20 protein-coding genes and 2 pseudogenes are annotated in these 23691 nt (G+C 62.6%); 9 read left to right on the plus strand and 13 right to left on the minus strand.

All coding sequences use genetic code 11. The features are described from left to right. Nucleotides 1-13 precede the first annotated feature (13 nt). From ureG to ACK5NW_RS14135, 5 genes are all read left to right on the plus strand, one after another. The gene (gene ureG / locus ACK5NW_RS14115; protein WP_416929145.1) at nt 14-661 is read left to right on the plus strand and encodes an urease accessory protein UreG; all 648 of its coding nucleotides are present in this window, start codon (nt 14-16) and stop codon (nt 659-661) included. 158 nt (nt 662-819) lie between these two features. Further along, nucleotides 820-1944 (plus strand): MlaE family ABC transporter permease, encoded by a 1125-nt coding sequence (locus ACK5NW_RS14120; RefSeq protein WP_416929183.1) that lies wholly within the window; start codon nt 820-822, stop codon nt 1942-1944. Next, nucleotides 1941-2846 (plus strand): ABC transporter ATP-binding protein, encoded by a 906-nt coding sequence (locus ACK5NW_RS14125; RefSeq protein WP_416929147.1) that lies wholly within the window; start codon nt 1941-1943, stop codon nt 2844-2846. The genes ACK5NW_RS14120 and ACK5NW_RS14125 overlap by 4 nt, the downstream gene beginning before the upstream one ends. A 6-nt stretch (nt 2847-2852) precedes the next feature. Further along, nucleotides 2853-3851, plus strand: coding sequence for an MlaD family protein (locus tag ACK5NW_RS14130; protein ID WP_416929149.1), 999 nt, complete (start codon nt 2853-2855; stop codon nt 3849-3851). Between the two features lie 39 nt (nt 3852-3890). Beyond that, nucleotides 3891-4550, plus strand: coding sequence for an ABC-type transport auxiliary lipoprotein family protein (locus ACK5NW_RS14135; RefSeq protein WP_416929151.1), 660 nt, complete (start codon nt 3891-3893; stop codon nt 4548-4550). A gap of 612 nt (nt 4551-5162) precedes the next feature. Here ACK5NW_RS14135 and ACK5NW_RS14140 read toward each other — a convergent pair. The 3 genes from ACK5NW_RS14140 to dcm are packed head-to-tail and all read right to left on the minus strand — an operon-like array spanning nt 5163 to nt 8111. Continuing rightward, nucleotides 5163-6401 carry a type II restriction endonuclease gene (locus ACK5NW_RS14140; protein ID WP_416929153.1) on the minus strand — a complete coding sequence of 413 codons (1239 nt, stop codon included), beginning with the start codon at nt 6399-6401 and terminating at the stop codon, nt 5163-5165. After that, nucleotides 6398-6844 carry a very short patch repair endonuclease gene (locus ACK5NW_RS14145; protein WP_416929185.1) on the minus strand — a complete coding sequence of 149 codons (447 nt, stop codon included), beginning with the start codon at nt 6842-6844 and terminating at the stop codon, nt 6398-6400. Before ACK5NW_RS14145 ends, ACK5NW_RS14140 begins: the two co-directional genes overlap by 4 nt. 4 nt (nt 6845-6848) lie before the next feature. Next, nucleotides 6849-8111 (minus strand): DNA (cytosine-5-)-methyltransferase, encoded by a 1263-nt coding sequence (gene dcm / locus ACK5NW_RS14150; RefSeq protein WP_416929155.1) that lies wholly within the window; start codon nt 8109-8111, stop codon nt 6849-6851. A gap of 71 nt (nt 8112-8182) precedes the next feature. On the opposite strand from dcm, the pseudogene ACK5NW_RS14155 reads away from it, so the two are divergent. Both ACK5NW_RS14155 and ACK5NW_RS14160 read left to right on the plus strand, forming a co-directional pair. After that, a pseudogene (locus ACK5NW_RS14155) lies at nt 8183-8588 on the plus strand (hypothetical protein); the annotation flags it as partial. 61 nt (nt 8589-8649) lie between these two features. Further along, a complete protein-coding gene (locus ACK5NW_RS14160) occupies nt 8650-10998 on the plus strand; it encodes a heavy metal translocating P-type ATPase (protein ID WP_416929157.1) in 2349 nt (782 codons plus the stop codon). On the opposite strand, the gene miaA is transcribed toward ACK5NW_RS14160, so the two are convergent. From miaA to ACK5NW_RS14200, 8 genes are all read right to left on the minus strand, one after another. Then, the gene (gene miaA / locus ACK5NW_RS14165) at nt 10984-11982 is read right to left on the minus strand and encodes a tRNA (adenosine(37)-N6)-dimethylallyltransferase MiaA (protein WP_416929159.1); all 999 of its coding nucleotides are present in this window, start codon (nt 11980-11982) and stop codon (nt 10984-10986) included. The two genes, ACK5NW_RS14160 and miaA, sit on opposite strands and share 15 nt — an antisense overlap. Beyond that, entirely contained in the window at nt 11975-13177 is a 1203-nt protein-coding gene (locus tag ACK5NW_RS14170; RefSeq protein WP_416929161.1) for a multidrug effflux MFS transporter, read from the minus strand. Before ACK5NW_RS14170 ends, miaA begins: the two co-directional genes overlap by 8 nt. Before the next feature lie 43 nt (nt 13178-13220). After that, nucleotides 13221-14321: a 3-deoxy-7-phosphoheptulonate synthase gene (locus tag ACK5NW_RS14175; protein ID WP_416929163.1), complete on the minus strand. Its 1101-nt coding sequence runs from the start codon at nt 14319-14321 to the stop codon at nt 13221-13223. Nucleotides 14322-14418: 97 nt separating this feature from the next. Further along, nucleotides 14419-15690, minus strand: a complete 1272-nt coding sequence (locus tag ACK5NW_RS14180; RefSeq protein WP_416929165.1) for a M14 family metallopeptidase — start codon at nt 15688-15690, stop codon at nt 14419-14421. A gap of 388 nt (nt 15691-16078) precedes the next feature. After that, nucleotides 16079-17425, minus strand: coding sequence for a ferric reductase-like transmembrane domain-containing protein (locus ACK5NW_RS14185; protein WP_416929167.1), 1347 nt, complete (start codon nt 17423-17425; stop codon nt 16079-16081). Nucleotides 17426-17640: 215 nt separating this feature from the next. Further along, nucleotides 17641-18030: a hypothetical protein gene (locus tag ACK5NW_RS14190; protein WP_416929169.1), complete on the minus strand. Its 390-nt coding sequence runs from the start codon at nt 18028-18030 to the stop codon at nt 17641-17643. Continuing rightward, nucleotides 18027-18350: a divalent-cation tolerance protein CutA gene (gene cutA, locus ACK5NW_RS14195; protein WP_416929171.1), complete on the minus strand. Its 324-nt coding sequence runs from the start codon at nt 18348-18350 to the stop codon at nt 18027-18029. Before cutA ends, ACK5NW_RS14190 begins: the two co-directional genes overlap by 4 nt. A 25-nt stretch (nt 18351-18375) precedes the next feature. Then, nucleotides 18376-19545, minus strand: coding sequence for an aminotransferase class V-fold PLP-dependent enzyme (locus ACK5NW_RS14200; RefSeq protein ID WP_416929173.1), 1170 nt, complete (start codon nt 19543-19545; stop codon nt 18376-18378). A 136-nt stretch (nt 19546-19681) separates the two neighbouring features. On the opposite strand from ACK5NW_RS14200, the gene ACK5NW_RS14205 reads away from it, so the two are divergent. Next, the gene (locus tag ACK5NW_RS14205) at nt 19682-20269 is read left to right on the plus strand and encodes an NnrU family protein (protein WP_416929175.1); all 588 of its coding nucleotides are present in this window, start codon (nt 19682-19684) and stop codon (nt 20267-20269) included. 48 nt (nt 20270-20317) lie between these two features. Here the strand turns inward: ACK5NW_RS14205 and ssb are convergent, their stop codons facing one another. Further along, a complete protein-coding gene (gene ssb, locus ACK5NW_RS14210; protein ID WP_416929177.1) occupies nt 20318-20830 on the minus strand; it encodes a single-stranded DNA-binding protein in 513 nt (170 codons plus the stop codon). A gap of 106 nt (nt 20831-20936) precedes the next feature. Here ssb and ACK5NW_RS14215 point away from each other — a divergent pair. Next, nucleotides 20937-22376: pseudogene (locus ACK5NW_RS14215) on the plus strand (chloride channel protein); the annotation flags it as partial. Here the strand turns inward: ACK5NW_RS14215 and ACK5NW_RS14220 are convergent. Then, on the minus strand, nt 22270-23466 hold the full coding sequence (locus tag ACK5NW_RS14220) for an MFS transporter (RefSeq protein ID WP_416929187.1): 1197 nt from the start codon (nt 23464-23466) through the stop codon (nt 22270-22272). The pseudogene ACK5NW_RS14215 and the gene ACK5NW_RS14220 overlap by 107 nt on opposite strands. Between the last annotated feature and the right edge of the window lie 225 nt (nt 23467-23691).

Here is a 23691-nt window from a genome sequence, read left to right on the forward strand (position 1 = left end):
TTTCTGGATTGCCATGACCGCCTTGCACCACATCCCCCGCCGCACCAAAAAGCTGCCACCGCTGCGCGTCGGTATTGGCGGCCCCGTCGGCTCCGGCAAGACCACATTGCTGGAGATGCTGTGCAAGACCATGCGCGCGCACTACGACCTGATCGCCATCACCAACGACATCTACACCAAGGAAGACCAGCGCCTGCTGACGGTCAGCGGCGCGCTGCCTGCCGAGCGCATCATGGGCGTGGAAACTGGCGGCTGCCCGCACACCGCCATTCGTGAAGACGCTTCGATCAACCTGGAGGCCATCGACCGCATGCTGGCCGAGTTTCCCGACGCCGATATCGTGTTCGTCGAAAGCGGCGGCGACAACCTGGCCGCCACCTTCAGCCCCGAGCTGAGCGATCTGACGATCTACGTCATCGACGTCGCCGCCGGCGAAAAGATCCCACGCAAGGGCGGCCCCGGCATCACCAAAAGCGATTTGTTCGTCATCAACAAGACCGACCTGGCACCGCACGTCGGCGCTGACCTGGGCGTGATGCGCAGTGACACCGAGCGCATGCGCGGCGCGCGGCCTTTTGTCATGACCAACCTCAAAACGCAAGAAGGCGTGGACGAGGTGGTGGCGTTTATTGAGCGGCAGGGTTTGTTGAAAACGGGGTAATCCACAGCTGCTTTCAAAGCAAATCCAAATAAATACCACAACACGCTGCGACCACGGTACCATGCACCCCTTGGCAGGTGCCGTCATGCACGCACTTTGTCTGCCCTACCCGCGCTGCTGAACCACAGGCAGTGCGTCCTTTGCGACCCAATCTGTTCATGCAAACGCAGGCCCTTCCCCCGCAGATCGACACCGAGCGCACCGACCAGGGCGAGCGGGCCGTGCTGCGTGGCCGCTGGACGGCCACCGCCTTGACCATGAGCAGCCACTGGCGCGCGGTGCAAGACGGGTTGCGCGCTGTCAGCGCCCAGGCCCGCTGGGATTTGCGCGGCATTCAGGCGCTGGACCACCTGGGGGCCATGGTGCTGTGGAACCACTGGGGCCAGCGCTGGCCTGCGCACATCGACGCCGATGACGAGCAGCGCGCGCTGCTTCAGCGGCTGTCGCAGTTCAAGCAAGAAGATGTCAAACGCCAGCGCCTGTCTTTGACCGACCGGGTGAATATGCTGGGCCTGCGGGTGATCGACGGCATGGCGCAGATGCGCGATGGCGTGGTGCTGATCGGCCAGTTACTACTGAGTTTTTTGCGCCTGCTGGCCGCGCCGCAAAACGGACCGTGGCGCGACTTCTCAGGCAATCTGTACAACATTGGCGCGCTGGCCTTGTTAATTACAGCGCTGGTGGGCTTTTTGATCGGCGTGGTGCTGGCGTATTTGATGAGTTCAGTACTGCGCCAGTTTGGGGCCGAGACCTTTGTGGTCAACATTCTGGGGCTGGCGTTGATCCGCGAGCTGGGGCCGCTGCTGGCGGCGGTGCTGATCGCCGGACGGTCCGGCTCGGCCATCACGGCGCAAATCGGGGTCATGCGCGTGACCGAAGAGCTGGACGCCATGCGCGTGCTGGGCGTGCCGGTCGGCTTTCGGCTGGTGCTGCCGCGCGCCATGGCCCTGAGCATCGCCATGCCGCTGATTGCGGTGTGGACCACCCTGGCGGCTTTGATCGGCGGCATGCTGGCCGCCGATATTGCCATGGGCATCACGGCCAGCTATTTTTTCGAGGCGCTGCCCAAGGCGGTGCCGGTGTCTAACCTGTGGCTGGCTTTGGGCAAGTCGGTGGTGTTTGGCGGGGTAATTGCCCTCATCGGCTGCCACTTCGGCCTGCGCGTCAAACCCAATACCGAAAGCCTGGGGCGCGGCACCACGTCGTCGGTGGTGGCTTCCATCACGGCGGTGATCGTGATCGACGCCATATTCGCCATCGTGTTCAGAGGCGTGGGCATATGACCAAGCCGCGCCTCAAGAACGACCGGCTGCTGGGTTTGCCGCCTGCGCCAGGACAGCCCGTGATTGAAGTGCGTGGGCTGTGGACGGTGTTCAAGCAGCCTGGTAACGACGAAGTGGTGGTGCACAAAGACCTCGACCTGACCGTGGTGCGCGGCGAGGTGCTGACGCTGGTGGGCGGTTCAGGCACGGGCAAAACCGTGCTGCTGCGCCAGATGCTGGGTTTGCACACCCCTTCGCGCGGCAGCATCACGGTGCTGGGCAGCCCGGCCTCTGAGGTGGGCAAGCTGGGCGCATTGGGCCGCGTGGGCATGCTGTTTCAGCAAGGCGCGCTGTTTTCAGCCTTCAGCGTGCTGGACAACATTGCCTTTCCGCTGCGCGAGCTGGGCACGCTGCCGCCAAAGCTGGTGCGCGATGCAGCCATGCTCAAGCTGGAAATGGTGGGGCTCAAGCCTGGCGACGCCCCCAAGATGCCGGCCGAGCTGTCGGGCGGCATGATCAAGCGCGTGGCATTGGCGCGCGCGCTGATGATGGACCCGCCCCTGGTCATGCTGGACGAACCCACCGCGGGGCTGGATCCGGACAGCTCGGACACCTTCGTGGCCTTGCTGCGCTCGCTGCACCAGGAACTGGGCTTGACGGTGGTGATGGTCACGCACGATCTGGACACCTTGTTCGAGCTGTCCAGCCGCGTGGCCGTGCTGGCCGAAAAGCGCGTCATCATCAACGCCGGGGTCGAAGAGGTGCTGGCCTTCGACCACCCCTTCATCCGGCATTTTTTCTTGGGCGAGCGCGGTTTGCGGGCGATGGAATCGCTGCGCCAACGGCGCGCCAAAGAAGCGGAGCAACCCGCACGACCAGGCCAATCAGCGCCCGGCGCTGCGCAGCCCGCGAAAGGAGAATAAGTCCCCATGGAAAACAAATCTCATGCCTTGGCCGCTGGCTCGTTCGTGCTGGCGGTATTTGCCTTGCTGGTCGGCCTGGCCATGTGGCTGCTGCGCGACGTGGCCAACACCGACACCTACGAAATGGTCACCAGCGAGGCCGTCACCGGGCTGCAACCGCAAGCGCCGGTGCGCTACAAGGGCGTCAGCGTGGGCAAGGTCACTTCCGTTTCGTTCGACTCTGACACCGGCTCCGACGTGCGCGTGCGCATTGCCGTCAACCCCGACACACCCATCACCCAATCAACCTTTGCCCAGCTCACCTTTCAGGGCGTGACCGGCCTGGCCTATGTGCAACTGGACGACACCGGCGGCTCTAACGAGCCGCTGACGCGCGGCCCCAACGGCCCGCCGCGCATTCCCTTGAAGCCCAACACCCTGGGCCTGCTGACCGAGAACATCACCAACCTGATGAAAAAGGCCGAATCCATTGCCGACAACCTGAACGCCGTGCTGGACGACGGCAACAAAGAATCTTTCAAGGTGGCCCTGAAGGAAATGGGTACCACGGTGCGCGAAACCGGCGAAGCTGCTGCCGCCATCAAGCAACTGGCCCTGAACACCGACAAGACCATTCAGGCGCAGTTTGGCGCGGGCAAACTCAGCATTCCTGAATTGGTGCAACAAGCAGGCAAAACGCTTAAAACCATTGAAACCGCCAGCGCCAGCGCCAGCGTGGCCATGGACAGCCTAACCCGCACGTCTGACGAGGCACGCCAGGGTTTGGCCGCCATCACCGGCCAAAATGGTGCCTTGCAGCAGTTTGGCGACAGCGCGGCCACCTTCAACACCACCACGCTGCCCAGCATCCAGGGCCTGACCGACAACGCCGACCATGCAGTGCGGCGCTTTGACCGCGCCATTGGCGGCCTGCGCGACAACCCGCAGGCCCTGATTTATGGCGAAGGCTTTGTCCAGCCGGGACCGGGCGAGCCGGGTTTTACGGCCCCTGCACCAGCGCGCTGACGCTTTCCGTTGAGCCACCCATTTGCCGCGAGGATCAACATGACACAGACCACATTTCGCCTGCCGCACCGGGTCAACCCGGGCTTTGCCCTCAGCGTCTTGCTGGCCGCCACCTTGGGCGGCTGCGCCCTGCCCGACAAGCCGGTGCGCCCGCAAGCCTACGACCTGGGGCCTGCCCTGCCGGTGGCTGCCAGCGCCCAGCCCAGCGGATCCGCCCTAGCGCTGGCGCAGGTGATGGCCCCGCCCGCGTTGGACGGGCACCACATCATCTACCGCCTGAGCTACAGCAGCAGCGCCCAGCAGCCGCAACCCTATGCCCACGCGCGCTGGGCCATGTCGCCGCCGCACCTGGTCGAGCAACGTCTGCGCGAAGCACTGGCCGCCACCCGGCCCGTGGTGGCCAACGCCAGCGGGCTGGCGCAGGTGGAGTTGCGCATCGAGCTGGACGAATTTATGCACGACTTCAGCGCCCCCGATGCCAGCGAAGGCGTGGTGCGCCTGCGCGCCACCGCCATCGCGCCCATGGCGCGCACTACACGCACTGACCGTCTGCTGGGCCAGCACACCTTTGTGTCGCGCCAACCAGCGCCCACGGCGGACGCTGCGGGTGGCGCGTCAGCTTTGCGCCAGGCCACGGACGATGTGGTGCAGCAAACGGTGAACTGGGTCAATGGCCTGACGCCACCCTCGCCGAACTGATTTTTCTCCCAAAAATCCGTCCCTCGCCAAGTTCGCGCAGGCGCGGCCTGCTGGGCTTTTCGGCAGTGTCTCAGTTTGAATTTCAGCACCCTTGACAGCGGGCTGGTGCGTGTTAGCCCACTCGGATGTCCACCCGCTCAAGCAAGCTCGATCTGAACCAACTCGCCAAGGCCATCGTTGATGAGGCAACTGGTGAAGCGCCCAAAGCAGAGCCAAAGCCAATTAAAAGGTCGCAAAAGCGTGGCGCTTCCGGTGGAGTGGCTAGGGCGGCAAAGTTGACCACCGATGAACGCGCCGATGTAGTGAGGCTTGCGGCGACGGCGCGATGGAAGCGTGCAGATTAAGCAGCTTCTTCACCTAGGTGCGTGCGCGGCAGAAGCCGCATCGGCTGCAACGCACGAGAAAACGGTCCATCGCGGTGCTACCTACTGCACCCATAGCTCGGCTATGGGCTTGTCGATATCACCACGCTGTCCTCGTTTTTCGCGTATTTCGCTTCAATGTCTTCTGCCGCCCACGCTCCTAAATCAGGCGAATTCAACCGTTCTTCAATATCTTCCTCGAAATCCATAATTAAATTGATCGGTTCTTGCCCCGAATTTCGATCATTCTTCATTGCGCATTCTGCCGTTGCCGGGCCAGTTCGGTGAATCCTGCCACATCCATAAGCCACGCCTGCTGTGCTGGTGTGTAGGTAGGGTGCAGGCCACGCGGCATAACAAGCTGCACACGCTCTGCCTGCATCTCTTCGGTCTGGTTTTCGCTGATGCTGGGTTCCAGCGTCAGCAGGTGCTTGTTTGGAATCCGTGCAGCTTCGTTGAGGATTTGCCGCCATCTGTCTTTGCAGGTTGATTTCGTTGCCAGCATGGTCAGCCTGGCCTGCGGGAAGCTGGCATCGTGATAGCGGCCGATACCGGGGAATATGAAATCTGGTTTCAGGTTACCTTCCGTCGCACCGGTTCTTGTATACGTCACGCCGTGATCGGTGAGCACCTGTTCAAGATGGTTTTCCAGTGCTGAACCGGCGCGTGATTTTCTGCGTTGCAGGGCGCTTTGCACCAGCTTGATGAATGGTTCTGTGTCCTCGATGCCATCCTGTGTGAGGCTTCGTAGCTTTTCACCCAGAAGGTGCTTTTCCAGTGTGCGGAACAGGATTTCTTCCCGTTCCATCCATGCGACAAGCGCTGTGTCCGGGTTGTCTCTGCTGGAAAGGTCGCGGATTGTGCTTCTTGCATATACCGAAAACTCGATGGTTTTCGGGAATCCACCACCAAACTTTGCCAGCATTTCGTCCAGATAGTTTGGTGCCTCATCTTCTGGTTCGATGCCAATCTGCTCGAGAACGACCCTGGCAGCAAAACCAATTCTGTCCTGTTCCGTTTCCAGTTCAGACTTGACGGAAAAGCCGGGATGGGTGATATCTGAAAAACCGAACAGCCACATGATTTGCCGTTCTATGGTGGTGTCTTTCTCTGCCACGATTGCCAGAAGCGAGTCGTCTGCACGTCTGGTAATGACGAGAAGATCACCTTCGGCAGCACACTGCGAAACAAGGTTTGTCGGGAAATAAAGCCGGTATTCCCATCGCATGACGCCGCGTTCTCTCGCTTTCTGGCGGGCGTCGTACCACGTCAGAAAGCCATCTTCGATGATTGGCTCATCATCCTGGTCGGACAGATACAGGAATTTGGCTGGAAAGCGGGTTTTGCCGGAAGGTTCGCCGAGAATGTCGCGCAACCCTTCCACGCCATTGAATTCGTGCTGGTTCGAGCGGATTACATCGGCTTCGACGGCGCTAAGGCGTTTGAGTGCAACTCCCTCGAAGTACTGTGAAAGATAGCCCTGTTTCATTTCCTGATCCCGGTTTCCTGTTCTCTGCCGCGCAACCATTCGCCAAGGCGTTGTGCTGCACCTTCAATGTCTTGTTCTGCCCCGCGCAGGGCGCATTCCCAGATGACCGCAACCCGCCAGCCTGTTGCCAGAAGTGCGCTCCTTGCCTTCTGGTCATTGGCGCGGTTGCGGTTGATCTTGTCGAGCCAAAAATCCGTGCGGGTGTGTGGCACCCTGTACAGAGGGCAGTCGTGCCCATGCCAGAAGCAACCATTTACGAAGATGACGGCGCGGTATCTAGGCAGAACAACATCAGGCTTTCCCGGCATATCCTGGACATGCAGGCGGAACCGGAAGCCCTGCCGGTGCAGCAGGCGACGCACCAGGATTTCTGGTTTTGTATTGCGGCCCCTGATGCCGGACATCATTCGGCTGCGGGTAGCCTTGTCCACCACATCCGCCACAGGATCAGGCAAAAAGCAAAGGAGGTTGGGCAATGCCCGTATCTTCCTGTTCGATCATGGCCGCGATGTGCGGGGCCATGATACGGGCCACTTCCCGCATGACGGGCATGACCACGCTGTTTCCGAATTGGCGGTATGCTTGGGTGTCGCTGACCGGAATTCTGAAGGTATCCGGCAAGCCCATCAGGCGGGCACATTCACGCGGAGTTAGGCGGCGCGGTCTCTTTTTGCCGCCCTGATAGACAAGAATCTCGGAACCGTCCTTGTAGTACCGTGCTGACAGGGTGCGCGTCACACTGTCTGGATAGACTAGGCCGAAACCAAAGCCATTACCGGCAGCCCTATGTTTTTCCGCGTAGGCTTGCAGGTATGCCCACAGATTCGGTGTCAGTGTGTATTTGGCCTGAACAGCCTGGTGGTTGTGGTCAAAAAACCTGTCTCCGTCCCACGGCAGTACTGGTTCGCTGCCATCTGTCCTGTGCAGGATGGAGGACAGGCGTGGCCCTTCCGCTGGCAGTTTCAGGTCATCCCACGAGAAGCCGGTTTCCTCTCGCAATCCGACAATGATGATTCGCTCCCGGTGCTGCGGGGTGAAGTGCTGGCCGTCGATGATTCTGTAATGCACGTCATAGCCGAGTTCGTCCCGCAGGGTTTGCAGGATGACCCGGAATGTATTACCTTGGTCATGCGAAATCAGGTTCTTGACGTTTTCCAGAAGGAACGCTTTGGGGCGCTTGGTGGAAATGATGCGCGCCACGTCAAAGAAAAGCGTGCCCTGGGTGGTGCATTCGAAGCCATGTGGGCGACCGAGTGAGTTTTTCTTGCTTACCCCGGCAATCGAAAAAGGCTGGCAGGGGAAGCCTGCAAGAAGCATGTCGTGATCAGGCACATCCTCTGCGGGAAACGGAACTATGTCGCCAACAAACTGGTGATTGTCACCGTAGTTCTCGATGTAAGTCTTTTTTGAAAAATCGTTCCATTCGCTGGTAAAGACACATTCGCCGCCGTGGGCCTCAAAACCCATTCGGATGCCGCCGACGCCTGCGAACAGGTCGATAAACCGGAATCTATTGCCTTCTGCCGGGGCTACGGATGGTTTTTGCAGAAGGTGGCGCAGCGCCGGTTCCAGCATAACCGGGCATGGGATTTCGCCCTTCTCCCAGCGTCTCACGGTTTTTGGGGTCTTTCCGACGTGTTCGGCAATTTCACGCTGAGTAAACCTGTTGCGCGCCTGCTTGAGCAGCGCCATCGGTTGTGCGACTGTCATTACTTGTCCTTGCTGGGTATTTTATGGGACATTATGGCCTGTAAATTTCCCTTTGGCCAAGTTTATTAGACATGGTGGACAAGCGTGATTCAGAGTACGCAGAAGCGTTCATTGATGATCTTGCTTCGAGGCTGTTCAACCCCGTGCAACTGACCACGGACGACCACAAGCCCTACTTTCGAGCGCCAGAACCTAACCATGCGCATGGGGATACGCCGCTTCACTCGCTTGATCAACGGGTTCAGCAAGAAGGTGGAGAGCCTTGAGCACACGGTTTCACTGCACTTCATGCACTACAACTTCTGCTGCATTCACAAGTCGCTGCGCGTGACTCCAGCAATGGCTGCTGGCGTGACCGACCACGCTTGGAGTATTGAGGAACTCGTGAACTTGGTTCCTGAGCCTGTCGCCAAAAAGCGACGCCCATACAAGACACGGCAGGCTGAACCGTTCATCGGCGAACCAATTTCAAACTGAGACACTACCGGCTTTCCCGCGCGCTTGACCCTCTCATCGTGTCAAGCCCGACACTGGCGGCATGACTGTAGAAAACCGCCCATTGATCCGCCCTGAAACCCACACGCTCGACCTGGGCGTAGGCGGCATGACCTGCGCCAGTTGCGTCGCACGGGTGGAAAAAGCGCTGAAAAAGGTGTCTGGCGTGCAGGACGCAGCGGTCAACCTGGCCACCGAGTCAGCACGGGTCACGGTAGCGGCTGACAGCGACACGACCACGCCGCTTCGGCCAGAAGATTGGAGCGCCCTGCTGCGCCGCGCCGTGCGCGATGCTGGTTACGAGCCGCGCGCCGCCAATGCCGCCATGGATGGTGCCGCCAGCGATTCGCCCTGGGCCGGGTTTGCGCCCGTGGGCATTGGCCTGCTGCTGAGCCTGCCGCTGGTGCTGCCCATGCTGCTGTCGCCCCTAGGCGTGGCGTGGATGGCACCACCCTCGCTGCAATTTACGCTGGCCACGCCGGTGCAGTTTTGGCTCGGCGCGCGCTTTTACAAGGCCGGTTGGCATGCGCTGAAAAGCGGCGCGGGCAACATGGATTTGCTGGTGGCGGTGGGCACCACGGCAGCTTGGGCGCTGTCGGTGTATTTGTGGCTGTTCTCCGATCATGGCGAGCAAGCGCACCTGTATTTTGAAAGTGCCGCCGTGGTGGTCACGTTGGTGTTGCTGGGCAAATGGCTGGAAGGCCGCGCCAAGCGCCAGACCACGGCGGCCATTCGCGCCCTGCACGCACTGCGGCCCGAAGCCGCGCACCTGATCGACTGGGATGGCATCGAGAAAGACATCCCGGTCGACGAATTGCGCGCGGACGACCAACTGATGGTGCGCCCCGGTGAGCGCGTGCCCGCCGACGGCACGCTGACCGAAGGCACCACGCAGGTGGACGAAAGCATGCTGACCGGAGAGGCGCTGCCCGTGGCCAAAGCCGTGGGCGACGCGCTGACCGGCGGATCGATCAACGGCGATGGTCGGGTGGTGCTGACGGTGACCGCAGCGGGCAGCGAAAGTGTGCTGGCCCACATCATCCGCCTGGTCGAAGACGCACAGGCCGCCAAGGCCCCCGTGCAGCGGCTGGTGGACAAAGTAAGCGCCGTGTTCGTGCCCACCGTGCTGGTGATTGCGCTGGGCACGCTGCTCGGCTGGTGGCTGACCGGGGTGGGGTGGGAAACCGCCATCATCCGCGCCGTGGCGGTGCTGGTGATCGCCTGCCCCTGCGCGCTGGGGCTGGCCACACCCACCGCCATCATGGCGGGCACCGGCGTGGCGGCCAAGTTCGGCATTCTCATCAAAGACGCCGAAGCGCTGGAAATTGCGCACCGTGTGGACACCGTGGCTTTTGACAAGACCGGCACGCTGACCGAAGGCCGCCCGCAACTCACCGCCTTTGCCGTGCCACAGGGCGCGGGTGAAGCCGCCGCACTGGCGAAGACACACGAAACCGCCGCGCTGACCGCCGTGGCCGCCGTGCAGGCGGGCAGCGAACACCCGCTGGCGCGTGCGGTGGAGCGCGCCGCAGCCGAGCGCGGGCTGAGCCTGCCCGGCGCGACCGACGTAAAAAGTGTCCCCGGTCGGGGCACCGAAGGCGTGGTCAACGGCACGCTGTGGCGCATCGGCAGCTTGGCCTGGATGCATGAACTGGGCGTGGACTTCAAGCCCTTTGAAGGTTTCGTACAGGCCCATCAAACACAAGGCGCTACGCTTTCAATCGCCTGTGAAACGCCCGCCGACAATGGCGCCCCCATCGCCCGCGCCCTGCTGGCCTTTGCCGATGCGCCCAAAGCGGGGGCTGCTGCGGCCATCGACACGCTGCACGCACGCGGCGTGCGCACCGTGATGATCAGCGGCGACAACCGCGCCGCCGCTGAAGCCATGGCGCATCGTCTGGATTTGAAGCCGGAAAACGGCGAAGTGCTGGCCGAAGTGCTGCCGGGCGACAAGGCCGAGGCGGTGCGCCGCTTGCAGCGGCGCGGCTCCGACTTACCCTCTCCCGCCAGCGGGAAAGGGGGCGGCACGCACCACCACACGGTGGCCTTCGTCGGCGACGGCGTCAATGTCGCGCCCGCGCTGGCCGCGGCCGACGTGGGCATCGCCATGGGCAGCGGCACCGACGTGGCGATGCACGCAGCGGGCATCACGCTGATGCGCGGCGACGTGGGCCTGGTGCCTGCAGCACTGGACGTGTCGCGCCGCACCGTGGCCAAGATCCGCCAGAACCTGTTCTGGGCCTTTGTCTACAACGTGGCGGGCATTCCACTGGCGGCGCTGGGCTACCTCAGCCCGGTAGTGGCGGGCGCGGCCATGGCGCTCAGCTCGGTCAGCGTGATGAGCAACGCCTTGCTGCTGCGGCGCTGGCGGCCTGAGTCAAAGCGCACCTGATTTTTTCGGCGATGTCAGCGCCTGCACCAGGCGCACCACCGCCTCGTCCAGCGTGGTGCTGTCGGCAGCGATGACCTGCCGCTCAGGCAGGCTGCGCAGCCAGGTGAGTTGGCGCTTGGCCAGTTGGCGAGTGGCAGCGATGCCGCGTTCGCGCAGGGCGGCACGCTGATCTTTGGTCAGTGGCGTGGCGGGCGCGGCGGCGTCGAGTGCCTGCCACGTTTGGCGGTAGCCCACGCAACGCATGGATGGCAAGTCCAGCGTCAAGTCGCCACGCGCGCGCAGGGCGGCCACCTCCTCCAGCAGGCCACCGCCTTCCAGCATGGCGTCAAAGCGCTGGGCAATGCGCTGGTGCAGCCAGGCGCGGTCGGTTGGCTCCAATGAAAAAAGCTGCCATCCGCCATATCCACCTGTGCTGGCAGCTCTGTTTTTTATAGTATGGAGATTCGACATGGGCTGACCGGTCAGTTGCCAAAGTTCCAGCGCACGCTGAATGCGCTGGCTGTCGCCGGGGGCCAGCCGCGCGGCGGTGGCCGGGTCAATGCGGGCCAGCTCAGCATGCAGCGCGGGCCAGCCCAGGGCTTGGGCGCGCTCATCAATCTGGCGACGCACCTCGGCGTTGGCGGCAGGCATATCGTCCAGCCCGTGCAACAGCACCTTGAAGTACAGCATGGTGCCGCCGACCAGCACCGGCTGCCGCCCGCGCGTGCGAATATCGGCCACCAGGCGCGTGGCGTCGCGCGCAAAGTCGGCCGCACTGTACGCTTGAGCAGGATCGCGGATGTCGATCAGGTGGTGCGGCACGGCGGCGCGCTCGGCGGCGCTGGGTTTGGCGGTGCCCACGTCCATGCCGCGGTAAACCAGGGCTGAATCGACACTGATGATTTCAATGGGCATCCGTGCGGCCAACGCCAAGGCCAACGCGCTTTTTCCACTGGCGGTGGGGCCTGCGATGCACAGCGTGGGGGGGTAGGTGATGTCAGGCATGTTCAGGTTCACCATAGCGCGGCACCAGCCACCAGGCAGTGCCCGCAATCACACTGCACGCCAGCACATACACCACCGCCACCGGGCGGGCCGTGCCGTCCATGGCCAGCCCCAGCCACCAGCCCACGGCAAAGGTGGTGGTCATCATGATGAAGCCGTTCAGCGCCGATGCCGCCCCCGCCATGCGGGGAAATGGCCCCACCGTGCCGCTTTGCCCCACTGGTTGGTGCACGCCGTGCGCCACGATGAACAGCGCCTGCGGCAGCAACACCGCCCACGGGCCGTACCAGGGCTGGCCCCAACCCACCCAGGCCAACAGCGCCATCAACACCCCGGCGCTGAAAGTGACCCACCCGGCGCAACGCACCATGCGCGACACCCCCCAGCGAGTCAAAAGCCGCCTGCACGCCACCGTGCCCAGGATGTACAGCACCGACTGCCCGGCCATCACGCCGCCGTAGGCCAGCTTGGACAAACCCAGCGCCTGAATGAGCAGAAACGACGAGGTGCTTAAAAAAATGAACAGCCCCACATAAGAGCCGGTGGACAGCAGCGAAAACGTGATGAACATCGGGTGGCGCGCAATCTGCGTCCACGACCGCCACAGCGTGGCCGCTTGCAGCGCCTGCGGATTGGGCTGGGCCAGCGTTTCCTGAAAGCGTGCGGCCAGCAGCCACCAGGTGCCCAGCCCAAACACCGCCAGCACGGCCAGCGCCGCGCGCCAGTGCCACACTTCGGTCAGCAGGCTGCCCAGCGGCGCGCAGACGATGGCAATCACCCCCAGGCCCGACAGCCCGCGCGACATGGCGCGTGCGCCTTCCAGCGGCGCATACAGATCCCGCACGATGGCGCGCGCGCACATCACCGCCGCCCCCATGGCCGCCCCTTGGGCAATGCGCGCGGCAATCAGCAGCGGCATGTTGGGTGCCAGCACACAGGCGATGGACGCCAGCACATAAGCGCCGGTGCCCCACAGCAAAATCGGCCTTCGCCCAAAGCGGTCGGACAGCGGTCCCCACACCAGTTGCGAGCAACCAAACGCCAGCAGCAGCGCCGCAAACGTCATCTGCACCTGCGACATGCTGGCCTGCAAATCCTGCTGAATCGCAGGCAGTGCAGGCAAATACACGTCCGTGGTGACGGGCTGAATACCCAGCAGCAAGGCCAGCAGGACGACGATCAGAAAAGGAGGCATGCCAAACGGGGGCTGTCAGAAACGACAGCCAGCCAGGTTCGGGCTAGCCGCCCAGCGCCGCACGGCGCTGGCGCACCGCAGCGGCCAGGGCATCGAGCACCGGCACCGTCTGCGCAAAGCTGATGCAGGCATCGGTGACCGATACACCGGTTTTCAACGCCTGACCGGCCACGATGTCCTGCCTGCCTTCCTCAAGGTGGCTTTCGATCATCAGGCCCATGATGCGCGCATCGCCCGCTGCCACCTGGGCGGCCACTTCGCCCGCCACGGCGATCTGGCGCGCGTGCTGCTTGCTGCTGTTGGCGTGCGACACATCGATCATCACCTGTTCGCGCAGGCCCGCAGTTTTGAGCAGTGCGCAAGCGGCGTCAACGTCGGCTTGTGAATAGTTGGGGACTTTGCCGCCGCGCAGGATGACGTGGCAGTCGTCGTTGCCGCGGGTTTCAAACACCGCCGCCTGGCCCATCTTGGTCATGCCCATGAAGGCGTGCGAGGCTGCGGCCGCAACGATGGCGTCGGCCGCCACCTTGACGCCGCCGTCGGTGCCGTTCTTAAAGCCCACCGGACAGCTCAGGCCGCTGGCCAATTGACGGTGGCTCTGGCTTTCGGTCGTGCGCGCGCCGATCGCACCCCAACTCACCAGATCGCTGATGAACTGCGGGCTGAGCAAATCCAAAAATTCGGTACCCACCGGCAGGCCCAGCGCCAACACGTCAAGCAACAGGCGGCGCGCCAGATCAAGCCCTTCGTTGATGGCGTAGCTGCCGTCCAGGTGCGGGTCGTTGATGTAGCCCTTCCAGCCCACCGTGGTACGGGGTTTTTCAAAGTACACGCGCATCACCAGCAACAGGTCGTCGGCCAGCCGGTCGGCCTCGGCCTTCAGGCGGCGGGCGTAGTCCATGGCCTGGTCGTGGTCGTGGATGGAGCAGGGGCCGACCACCACCACCAGACGGTCATCTGCGCCATGCAGCACGCGCGAGATGGCCGTGCGGCTGGCCTCCACCAATTGCTGCGTCGCATCAGGGGCGGGCAGGCGCTCGTCCAGCAACGCCGGGGTAAGCAACGGACGCACGGCGCGGATGCGCGTGTCGTCGATGCGGGTGGTGTCGTGGGTGCTTAAAGAATCAGTGTCGCGGGCGTTCATACTGCAATTATCAATTATTCTGACGTTCAAGCCACACTGCACTGGCACTAGCAGCTATTAAAAATAGAGCGTTTTTGGCTGTTCCACGCCCCGCATTTCACGGCTGCACCTGCACCTGTGGCAACTGGGCCAGCACGTCGCGCAGCAAGGTGCGGCTGCGGGCAATGACCTGGGTGCGCCAGACGGACGATGAGGGGTTGAACATCTCGCGGTAATCGCGCTGGATGCGCACGCGTTCGTCATCACTGGCCCAGCCGTGCTGCACGCCCTGGTTTTCCAGCACGCTGATGTGCAGCGACTTGATGGCACCGATGGTCGTTTGACTGTTCATGGTGCCGTACTCAAACACCGCGGGCAGGTGCGCGCCGCCTTGGCGCAGCGTGCCGATCCAGCTGGTGACGTCGCCGGTGACGGTGTAAAAGTCCTGCCCGCTGCCCCAGTCGATGGTGTGGCCGGTGAACACGGCTTGCAGCGCATCGCGCACGTGCGGGTCTTCGGGTGGGTTCAAAAAAATGTGCAGCTTGCCGCGCTCACCATAGCCGGTGTGCAAATCAATACTCATCGACAGCGGGTACTGGTTGAGCAGCGCGCGCAGGCGCGGGGCCAGTGCGGCCAGTTGCGGCTCCAGCGCCTGGCCACCGTAGTAAATGCCTTGCGGCGTGCTGTACTGGCCTTGCAGCACGGCCTGGCGCAGCACCGGCATGCCGTGCCGGGCCACCTGCCCCAAGGCGCGCAGCAAAAACAGCCGGTGGCTCCAGCTTTGGGTGTCGGCAGGTGCGGCGGGATTGATGAGCGGGTGGACGACGGGGTAACCCGCATTTTGAGTTTGGTACAGCGCGTTGTTGGTGCCGGCGTTGCGGTTGAGGTCGACGTTGCCCTCCGTCACGCGGCGCTGCTGCGCGAAGCCGTAGGGGTTGAGGGCGTGCAAAAACAGCACGCCCGTCTGCGCCAGCAGCTCATCTTGCATGAATTCAGCCATGAACATGCGCATCACCGCACTGCCCGCTGGCCCCTCGATGCCGTGCGTGGCCGCCGACAGCACCAGCAGCCGCTGCGGCGACGATTGGGCAGGAACGTACAGGCCGTCCACATACAAATCCTTGATGCCACGCGGGCTATCGACAGCAATGGCAAAGCGCTCGACCCCATTCAGGCGCTGCGCCAACGCATCACCCTGGGCCAAAAACGCCTGCCGCGCGCTGGCATAGTCATCCATGAAATACGCTTGCGCCTGAGGATCAGGGGCGATGTCAGCCTCGGCTGGCTGGTAATGGGCAAAGCGCCAGCTGACTACGGCGGCGGCCACCAACGCCGCAGCCCCCATCAAACCCGCACCGATCAGCACGGTGCGGCCAATAGAACGTCCCATGTGCGATTTCCTGCAAATGCCTGAAATTTTTGGCGGCTTTTTTGTAACTACATGATACCGATCCTGCGTCGAATACGCATGTATTTCAGGCCAAAAAACGCATAGGCTTTGATATGACTCAGCCTGAACTCTAGATTTGCCCGCTGGCCCTGCTCATGTCCTGTGCTGCCCACTGTCTCATGAAGTCCCGCCAATGCAGCGCAATGACGGCAAACTGCGGTATTGTTGCATCACCTCGCCAAGCGACCTCACAGGGCCACGATCGCACAGGTAACGTCGTCAGAAAGCCCACCACCGCGCTGCTGCTTGCCAGCCATGGTGGGTCAGCACATTATCGTGGTTACCGGTTTCAAACAGATTTTTCAGACTTTGCTTGACGGGTTGGGGCTCAGCGCATCTCGAACAATTCTTGATGAAAGCGCTGCGCGGGCAATCCCGCGCGCTCCAACTCATGCCTGATGTGATGGCTAAAAGTAGCCGGGCCACAGAACCAGACACTAGCCTCGCGCCAACCGGGCACGGTCGCGCAGAGTCGCTCGGCGCTTAAAAAACCGTCGCGTACGTCTATCAACACATGCAAGGTAACGCCTGCCGCAGCGGCGTCGGCACGCAGTAAATCCAGTGCAGCTGGGTCTTCATCGCGCGTGCTGTGAAACAAATCAATGGCCTGATTGGAGGCATGGCCTGCTGCACGTGCACGCGCCAGTTGCTCCATACGACCAATGAATGGGGTAATGCCAATGCCGCCACCCACCCAAATCTGACGCGGTGCGTGGTCGTCGAAGGTAAAGCAACCGTAAGGCCCTTCCACCGTCACAGACAACCCCGTACGCAGGCGCGTGTGGGTGGTAGCCGTGTGGTCGCCTAGTGCTTTGGTGACAAAGCGCACACGGCGCGTAGCGGCGTCCCAAGCCGAGGCGATGGTGAACGGGTGTGCACCCTCGCCAGGCAAACTGGTAACGAAGGCAAATTGCCCTGGTACGTGGCCAGGCCAGGCCGCAGGCAAACGCAGCATAGTGCTGGTCACACGCAAAGGCTCAAAATAGCGCACTTCCTCCACTGTGCCAACCACTCGGCGCTGCGCGCCAATGCGCCCCAGCAGTGCCCAACACGCCGACACCGTACCCACTACCAGCAGCGCGACCATTAACCAGCCAATAGGCTGTGACCAGTCAGAAAATTTGAGCAACACCGCTGCGTGGTACACCAGCACCAGATAAGCCACGGCGATGAACTGGTGCGTTTTTGCAAACCAGCGGTAAGGAATACGTTTGATGAGTGCCGCCACAATCAGCAGCGCTGCACCATAAAACGCCCACTCGCCCAAATCCTCCGCCAGATGGCGCTGCTCATGCAGCCAGCTTTGCAACGGATCGATGATATTCGGGCGCGGCCCGCGTTGCGGTCGCGTAAGCCACCCCCAACCCACCATCCACTTGGTGCCCTGGGCCAGCCACCAATGCACCACACCCACCACCAGGGCGCTGATGCCCAGCCACTTGTGCAAACGGTACATCTTGTCCAGCCCGTCCAAATGCCGCTCCAGCCAGCGCGGGCGCAACGCCAGCACTATGGCCAGACTCATGGCCGTGATCAGCACCACCCCGGTGAACTGCACCGCCACGGCGCGCAAGGCGAAATAGCTCCACGCCTCGGGCCACAGCGAGTTCGATAACAACCACAGACCAGCCGGGAGCAGCAAGCCCAGCCAGAGAGCGAGTTTGATGGGGCGCATGTTCTTGGCTCCTTGTCCCATTTCGCGAGAGACAAGTTTTATTGTTGCGAAGCCACATGAAGCGCAGCTGAAACTATGTCAAGCCAAGGTAAAGTGGCGCGAAGAGGCTGCGTATGGGCGCTCTTACGTTTGACCTGCATCAGCAGCGTGCAACGCTTTTCGTGCCTGATACGCGGCACCCTGATAAGCCAACCCGACAATCAAGCCAAATGGTATTAACACCATCCAGCCCCCCCCAAGGCTCCGAACAGGCTCGTCGGGCTTTGGGCGTAAAACCCGACCGACAGCGCACACCACTCCAACCCAGTCAATCCCAACGACAATCGCCGCGCTGCACCCAGTATCCGGGTCTGTGCCGCCGCATACGCTGGCTTACGCCACGCCAGAATGCCCCACACCGCCACACCAATGGCGGCCATCACCACAGTCTGTATCTTGTAAATCTCAACCCCAAAAAGCGCCGCATCAGTAAACACCGCCGCCGGGCCAACAAACAGTACCCAAAGCACGCAATACAGTATCGCGGCCCAAATCAGCAGCGTTGGTACCCACAGCATCCGCGCAGCAATCACCCAGTTGCTCCTCCATTGCTCGGCTGCATTCATGGCGTACACGTCACTTCCCCTGCCACCCAGTCAGCAAACTCGGCCAACACTTCACTGCACGGCCACGCCACGATGGCAGGCAGCTCGTACGGGTGAGCGGCGCGCAGGGCGGCTTCGAGCGCGGGATAGCGTTCGATCGTGGTTTTGAACAACAGGCGGTATTCGCCTTCAGCCTGCACTTGGCCCTGCCAGCGGTACACGCTGTCGATGGCGCTGATTTGCACGCAGGCGGCCAAGCGTTGCTCGACCATCTGGCGGGCCAGGCAGTCAGCGTCGGCGCGGGAGGCGACGGTGGTCAGCACCAGCAAAATTTGAGCCATCCAACCAACCCTCAGCGCTTGTTCATCAAGCGGCAGAAGCTGTCTTTTCGGCAGTTGCCTTGATGCCCAGCCGATCCAGTGCTGCTGCCAGTTGGCCGACGCTGCGGTCCACATTCGCCCACTTGTCCAGACCGAACAGGCCCAGGCGGAAAGTGCGGAAGTCGGCAGGTTCGTCACACATCAGGGGGACACCGCTGGCGGTTTGTAGACCCTGCTCGATGAATTTTTGGCCGCTTTGGATATCCGGATCGGTGGTGTAGCTGACCACGACTCCGGGGGCTTGAAAGCCCTCAGCGGCCACGCTGGGCATGCCGCGTGACGCCAGCAGCGCACGTACCTGGCGGCCCAGTGCCATTTGCTGCGCGCGCACTTTGTCCAGGCCGCGCTGGCGCGTTTCGGCCATGGCGTCGCGCAGCTCTACCAGGGCCGTGGTGGGCATGGTGGCGTGGTAGGCGTGGCCGCCGGTTTCATACGCCAGCATGATTTGGTGCCACTTTTTCAAATCGGCGGCAAAGCTGGTGCTGGTGGTGCCCTCCATCACCGCCAGCGCGCGTTGGGATAGCCCAATCATGGCCCCTGCGGGCGAGCTGCTCCAGCCTTTTTGCGGCGCGCTGATCAGCACGTCGACGCCGATGGCTTGCATGTCGACCCACATGGCCCCGGAGGCAATGCAGTCCAGCACAAACAGCCCGCCTGCGGCATGGGTGGCGGTGGCCAGACGCTTTAAATAATCATCCGGCAGCATCATGCCGCTGGCGGTTTCGACATGCGGGGCAAACACCACGGCAGGTTTTTCGCGCGCAATGGCCGCTTCAACCTCGTCAATGGGCACGGGCACCCAGGGCGCTTGCAGGCCGTCGTCTGTGCGGCGGGCTTTTAAGACCGTGATGTTTTGGGGCGCAGTGATACGGCCCACTTCGAGAATCTGGCTCCAGCGGAAGCTGAAAAAACCATTGCGAATGACCAGCACCTTCTGATCGGCAGCGAACTGGCGCGCCACCGCCTCCATGCCAAAGGTGCCGCTGCCAGGCACCAGCGCCGCCGCATCAGCGTGGTACACCTCTTTGAGCATGGCCGAGATATCGCGCATCACGCCTTGGAACTTCTTCGACATGTGATTCAGCGCGCGGTCGGTGTAGACCACCGAAAACTCCAGCAAACCATCAGGATCGACGTGAGGCAGCAGTCCGGGCATGGGGGGATATCTCCTTGTAAAAAAGCCGACGGCAGCTTGCCCATCATCGGCATGGATAACGAATCAGAATAGCATGCACCCCGCAGATAATGCAGGTGGATTTTTAATACGCGTTGACTATAGGGTGCTGCTCGACATGCTGGTTTTGATCTTGGGTTTGTTGCTGTTTCTGGGTACGCATTCGGTGCGCATCGTGGCCGATGGCTGGCGCAGCCGCACCATCGCACGCATTGGGCCATTGCCGTGGAAGGGCGCTTACACGCTGGTGTCGTTGCTGGGCTTTGGGCTGATCGTCTGGGGGTTTGGGCTGGCGCGACAGCAGCCGGTCGTGCTGTGGCAGCCGCCCGTGGGGCTGAAGCACCTTAATTCATTGTTCACACTGCTGGCCTTTGTGCTGCTGGCAGCCGCTTATGTGCCGGGCAACAAGATCCAGGCGCGGCTGCACCACCCGATGGCAGCGGGCGTCAAGTTGTGGGCATTTGGGCACTTGCTGGCCACGGCCACATTGGCCGATGCGGTGCTGTTTGGCACGTTTGTGCTGTGGGCGGTGCTGGATTTTCGCGCTGCGCGACAACGTGACCGCGCGCAGAGCACGGTGTATGCGCCAGGCCGCTGGATGCCCACCGCTGTGACGGTGTTGGTTGGTCTGCTGGCCTGGGGGGTGTTTGCGTTCTGGCTGCACGCCAGTTGGATCGGCATGGCACCGTTTGGCCGCACCTTCTAAGATTTGCGCGCAGATCCAGACTGCCTGCGCGGCGATCACCCCATCATTTCAGAACGGAATGTCGTCGTCCATGTCTTCAAAGCCTGACGACGCCTTGGGTGCCGGGGCTGGCGCACGGGGCGCAGGTGCAGGCCGTGGAGCCGGTGCTGCGCGGCGCTGCGGCGCGGCGTCGTAGCCTGCGCCATCGTCATCGCCGCCACCGCCCCCTGAGGGGCCACCCATGCCCTGGCGACTGCCCAGCATCTGCATGGTGGTGCCGCGAATTTCGGTGCTGTAGCGGTCATTGCCGTCTTTGTCTTGCCACTTGCGGGTGCGCAGGCTGCCTTCCACATAAATCTGGCTGCCCTTGCGCAGGTATTGCCCTGCAATTTCAGCCAGCCGGTCGTTGAAGACCACGGTGTGCCACTCAGTGTGTTCGCGCGGCTCGCCGCTTTGCCGGTCTTTCCACTTGTCGGTGGTGGCCAGGCGCACATTGCACACTTGCCCGCCGCTGGGAAAAGTGCGTAATTCAGGGTCTTGCCCCAGGTTGCCGACGAGGATGACTTTGTTGACGGAGGCCATGGCTACGTTAATCCAATGTATTGCAGTGTGACGCTTGAACGATCAAACGTGCATTGTGCCCCATGCATGACGCCGCTCCAGCCAAGCCCGTGTCAGAATGAACCGCATGGAGCATCGCGACCCGAATTTTTACCGCCACCTGCGGGCTGAGTTTTCTGATGGTCGGCGCTGGCTGGATCGTGCCATCGTGCTGGCCTATGGCGCACTGGCGGGCGGGGTGGTGGTGGGCTTCACCATTCTCAGTCATGCCGCGTTTGAGTTTTTTGTCGGTTTGCAGTCAGGCGCGCCCCTCTGGTTGCTGCTGATCTGGACGCCGCTGGTCACAGCAGGCATTGTGTGGCTCACGCGCCGCTTTTTCCCCTTGGCGGCGGGTTCGGGCATTCCGCAGGTGGTGGCTGCGCTGGACCCCAAGCTGGACGATGCCGAACGCAGCCACTTCGTCTCGGTCAAGCTGACCATTGCCAAGGTGTTACTGGCCTCGGCCGGTTTGCTGGGCGGGCTGTCGGTAGGGCGCGAAGGCCCGTCGGTGCAGGTGGCCGCAGGCGTGATGCAACACAGCCGCCGCTGGCTGCGTCACCGACAAGGCGTGGTGAACGTGCATTCCCTGCTGGTGGCCGGAGGTGCCGCCGGGATTGCCGCCGCCTTCAACGCCCCGCTGGCTGGGGTGGTTTTCGCGCTGGAAGAGTTGTCGCGCAAGCTGGAAACGCGCTACAGCGGGGTCATCATCGCGTCCATTGTGCTGGCGGGCTTGATGGGCGTATCGGCGTTTGGCGATGCGGCTTACTTTGGCTCTGTGCAGGTGCCTGCGCTGGGTGCATCCAGCATTTTGCCGGGCGTGCTGGTGGCCGTGTGCAGCGGGCTGGCAGGCGGGCTGATGGCCAAGCTGCTGATCGTGTCGCTGGCCGGGCAGTCGGCTGACCGTTTTTCCGTGTGGCGACGCCAGCATCCGGTACGCTTTGCCGCCATCGTGGGCGTGGTGATTGCCGTGATCGGCATGGTCAGCGGTGGCCTGACGTTTGGCAGTGGCACCGAAGCCGCACGCGAGCTGCTGCACGCCGAGCACCCAGTCGAGCACGCCGATACTTTTGGCCTGCTGAAGTTCGTGACCACCTGGCTCACGGCCTGGACGGGCGTGCCGGGCGGGCTGTTTGCGCCATCGCTGTCGATCGGCGCAGGCATTGGCTACAACGTGTCCACGCTGCTGGGTTTTGGTGTTAATACTGCCTTCATCGCCATGGGCATGGCCGCTTTTCTGGCCGCCGTAACGCAAGCGCCACTGACCTCCTTCATCATCGTGATGGAGATGATCGACGGCAGGCCCATGGTGCTGTCGCTGATGGCCGTGGCCATGGTGGCCTCGACCATCTCACGCATGATCAGCCGTCCGCTTTACGAAACCCTGGCTGCGCGCATGATGGCCAACTTCCGCGCCGGGCAAGCTAGTGCCGAGGCCGAGGCTCAGGCGGCGCTGCCGGCACCTCCTGTGCCCAGCCCAGCGCCAGCCACAGCGCCGCCAGAGCCGCCGCCGCCCCAAACACCGCCTGCGGCCCCCAACCCTTGAGTAGCCAGCCACCCAGCGCGCCCCCGACAAACAGCCCCAGCGACTGCAAGGTGTTGTAAACACCCAGCGCCGCGCCACGCGCGTGCGCCGGGGCCATGCGCGAAACCAAACTGGGCTGGCTGGCCTCCAGCACGTTAAAGGCGACAAAGAAGAAAAACAGCACCACACCCAGTGCCCAGACACCCGGCCCGCCCGCGGTGGCCCCCAACAAGGCCATCAGCCCAATTTGCACCAACAGCAGCAACGCAATGGCGCTGCGCCACACCACCAGCAGGTGGCCGCGCCGCTCGGCCGCGAACAGCCCACCCATCAAGATGAAAGACAAGCCCACGGCGGGCAAATACACATGCCAGTGCGCAGCTTTGGGCAAACCCGCGGCCACCAGCAGGCCAGGCACAACCACCCACATCGCCATTTGCACCGTGTGCAGCACAAATACCCCCAGATCCAGCCGCCACAGGCGCGGGTGCAACCACACGTCGGCCAGCTTGCCACGCGGCTGGTCAGCGTGGCGGGCAAGCTCAGCAGGCGTCCACAGCAGCACGATGGCGATACCGCCCAGCGCCAACGCTGCCGTCAGGCCAAACAACCCGGACAAGCCCAGCCAGCCCGCCAGCGGCGGGGCCGCCATCAGGCTGATGGCAAACATCAGCCCAATACTCATGCCCACCAGCGCCATGCCCTTGGTGCGCACGTCATCACGCGTCTGGTCCGCCAACAGCGCCGTCACCGCCGCCGACACCGCGCCCGCCCCTTGCAAGGCGCGGCCCGCCATCAGCCCGTAAATACTGCCCGCCAACGCTGCCAGCACACTGCCTGCGGCAAACACCAACAGCCCGGCCACAATGACGCGCTTGCGCCCCAGCCGGTCAGACGCCAGACCCAGCGGCACCTGCATGAAAGCCTGCGTCAAGCCATACATGCCCATGGCCAACCCCACCAGCGCCGGATCGTCCCCACCGGGGTACTTGCGCGCCTCCAGCGCAAACACCGGCAGCACCAAAAACAGCCCCAGCATACGCAACGCAAAAATCGCCGCCAGCGATTGCGCCGCGCGGCGTTCGGTCGGCGTCATGCGGTGGCGCAGGGCAGTAGCAGAGGAATTGGCAGAAGAAGAAACAGAGTCAGACATTGCAAAACCAAATCAGCAACAGACCAGCAGTTTGTGGTCCAACACTTCTAAGAGCGTGTTCAAAGTCTCTGCGCGGGTGTGTGGGCGCGGCCTCGGGCGGTCTGCTGCGTTGCAAATCCTCGCGATACCGCCAGGTATCGCTGCGGTTTGCGCCTTGCAGCCCATCCC

Source organism: Ottowia sp., assembly GCF_047975795.1.
In the GTDB taxonomy this organism is placed as follows: Bacteria; Pseudomonadota; Gammaproteobacteria; order Burkholderiales; family Burkholderiaceae_C; genus Ottowia.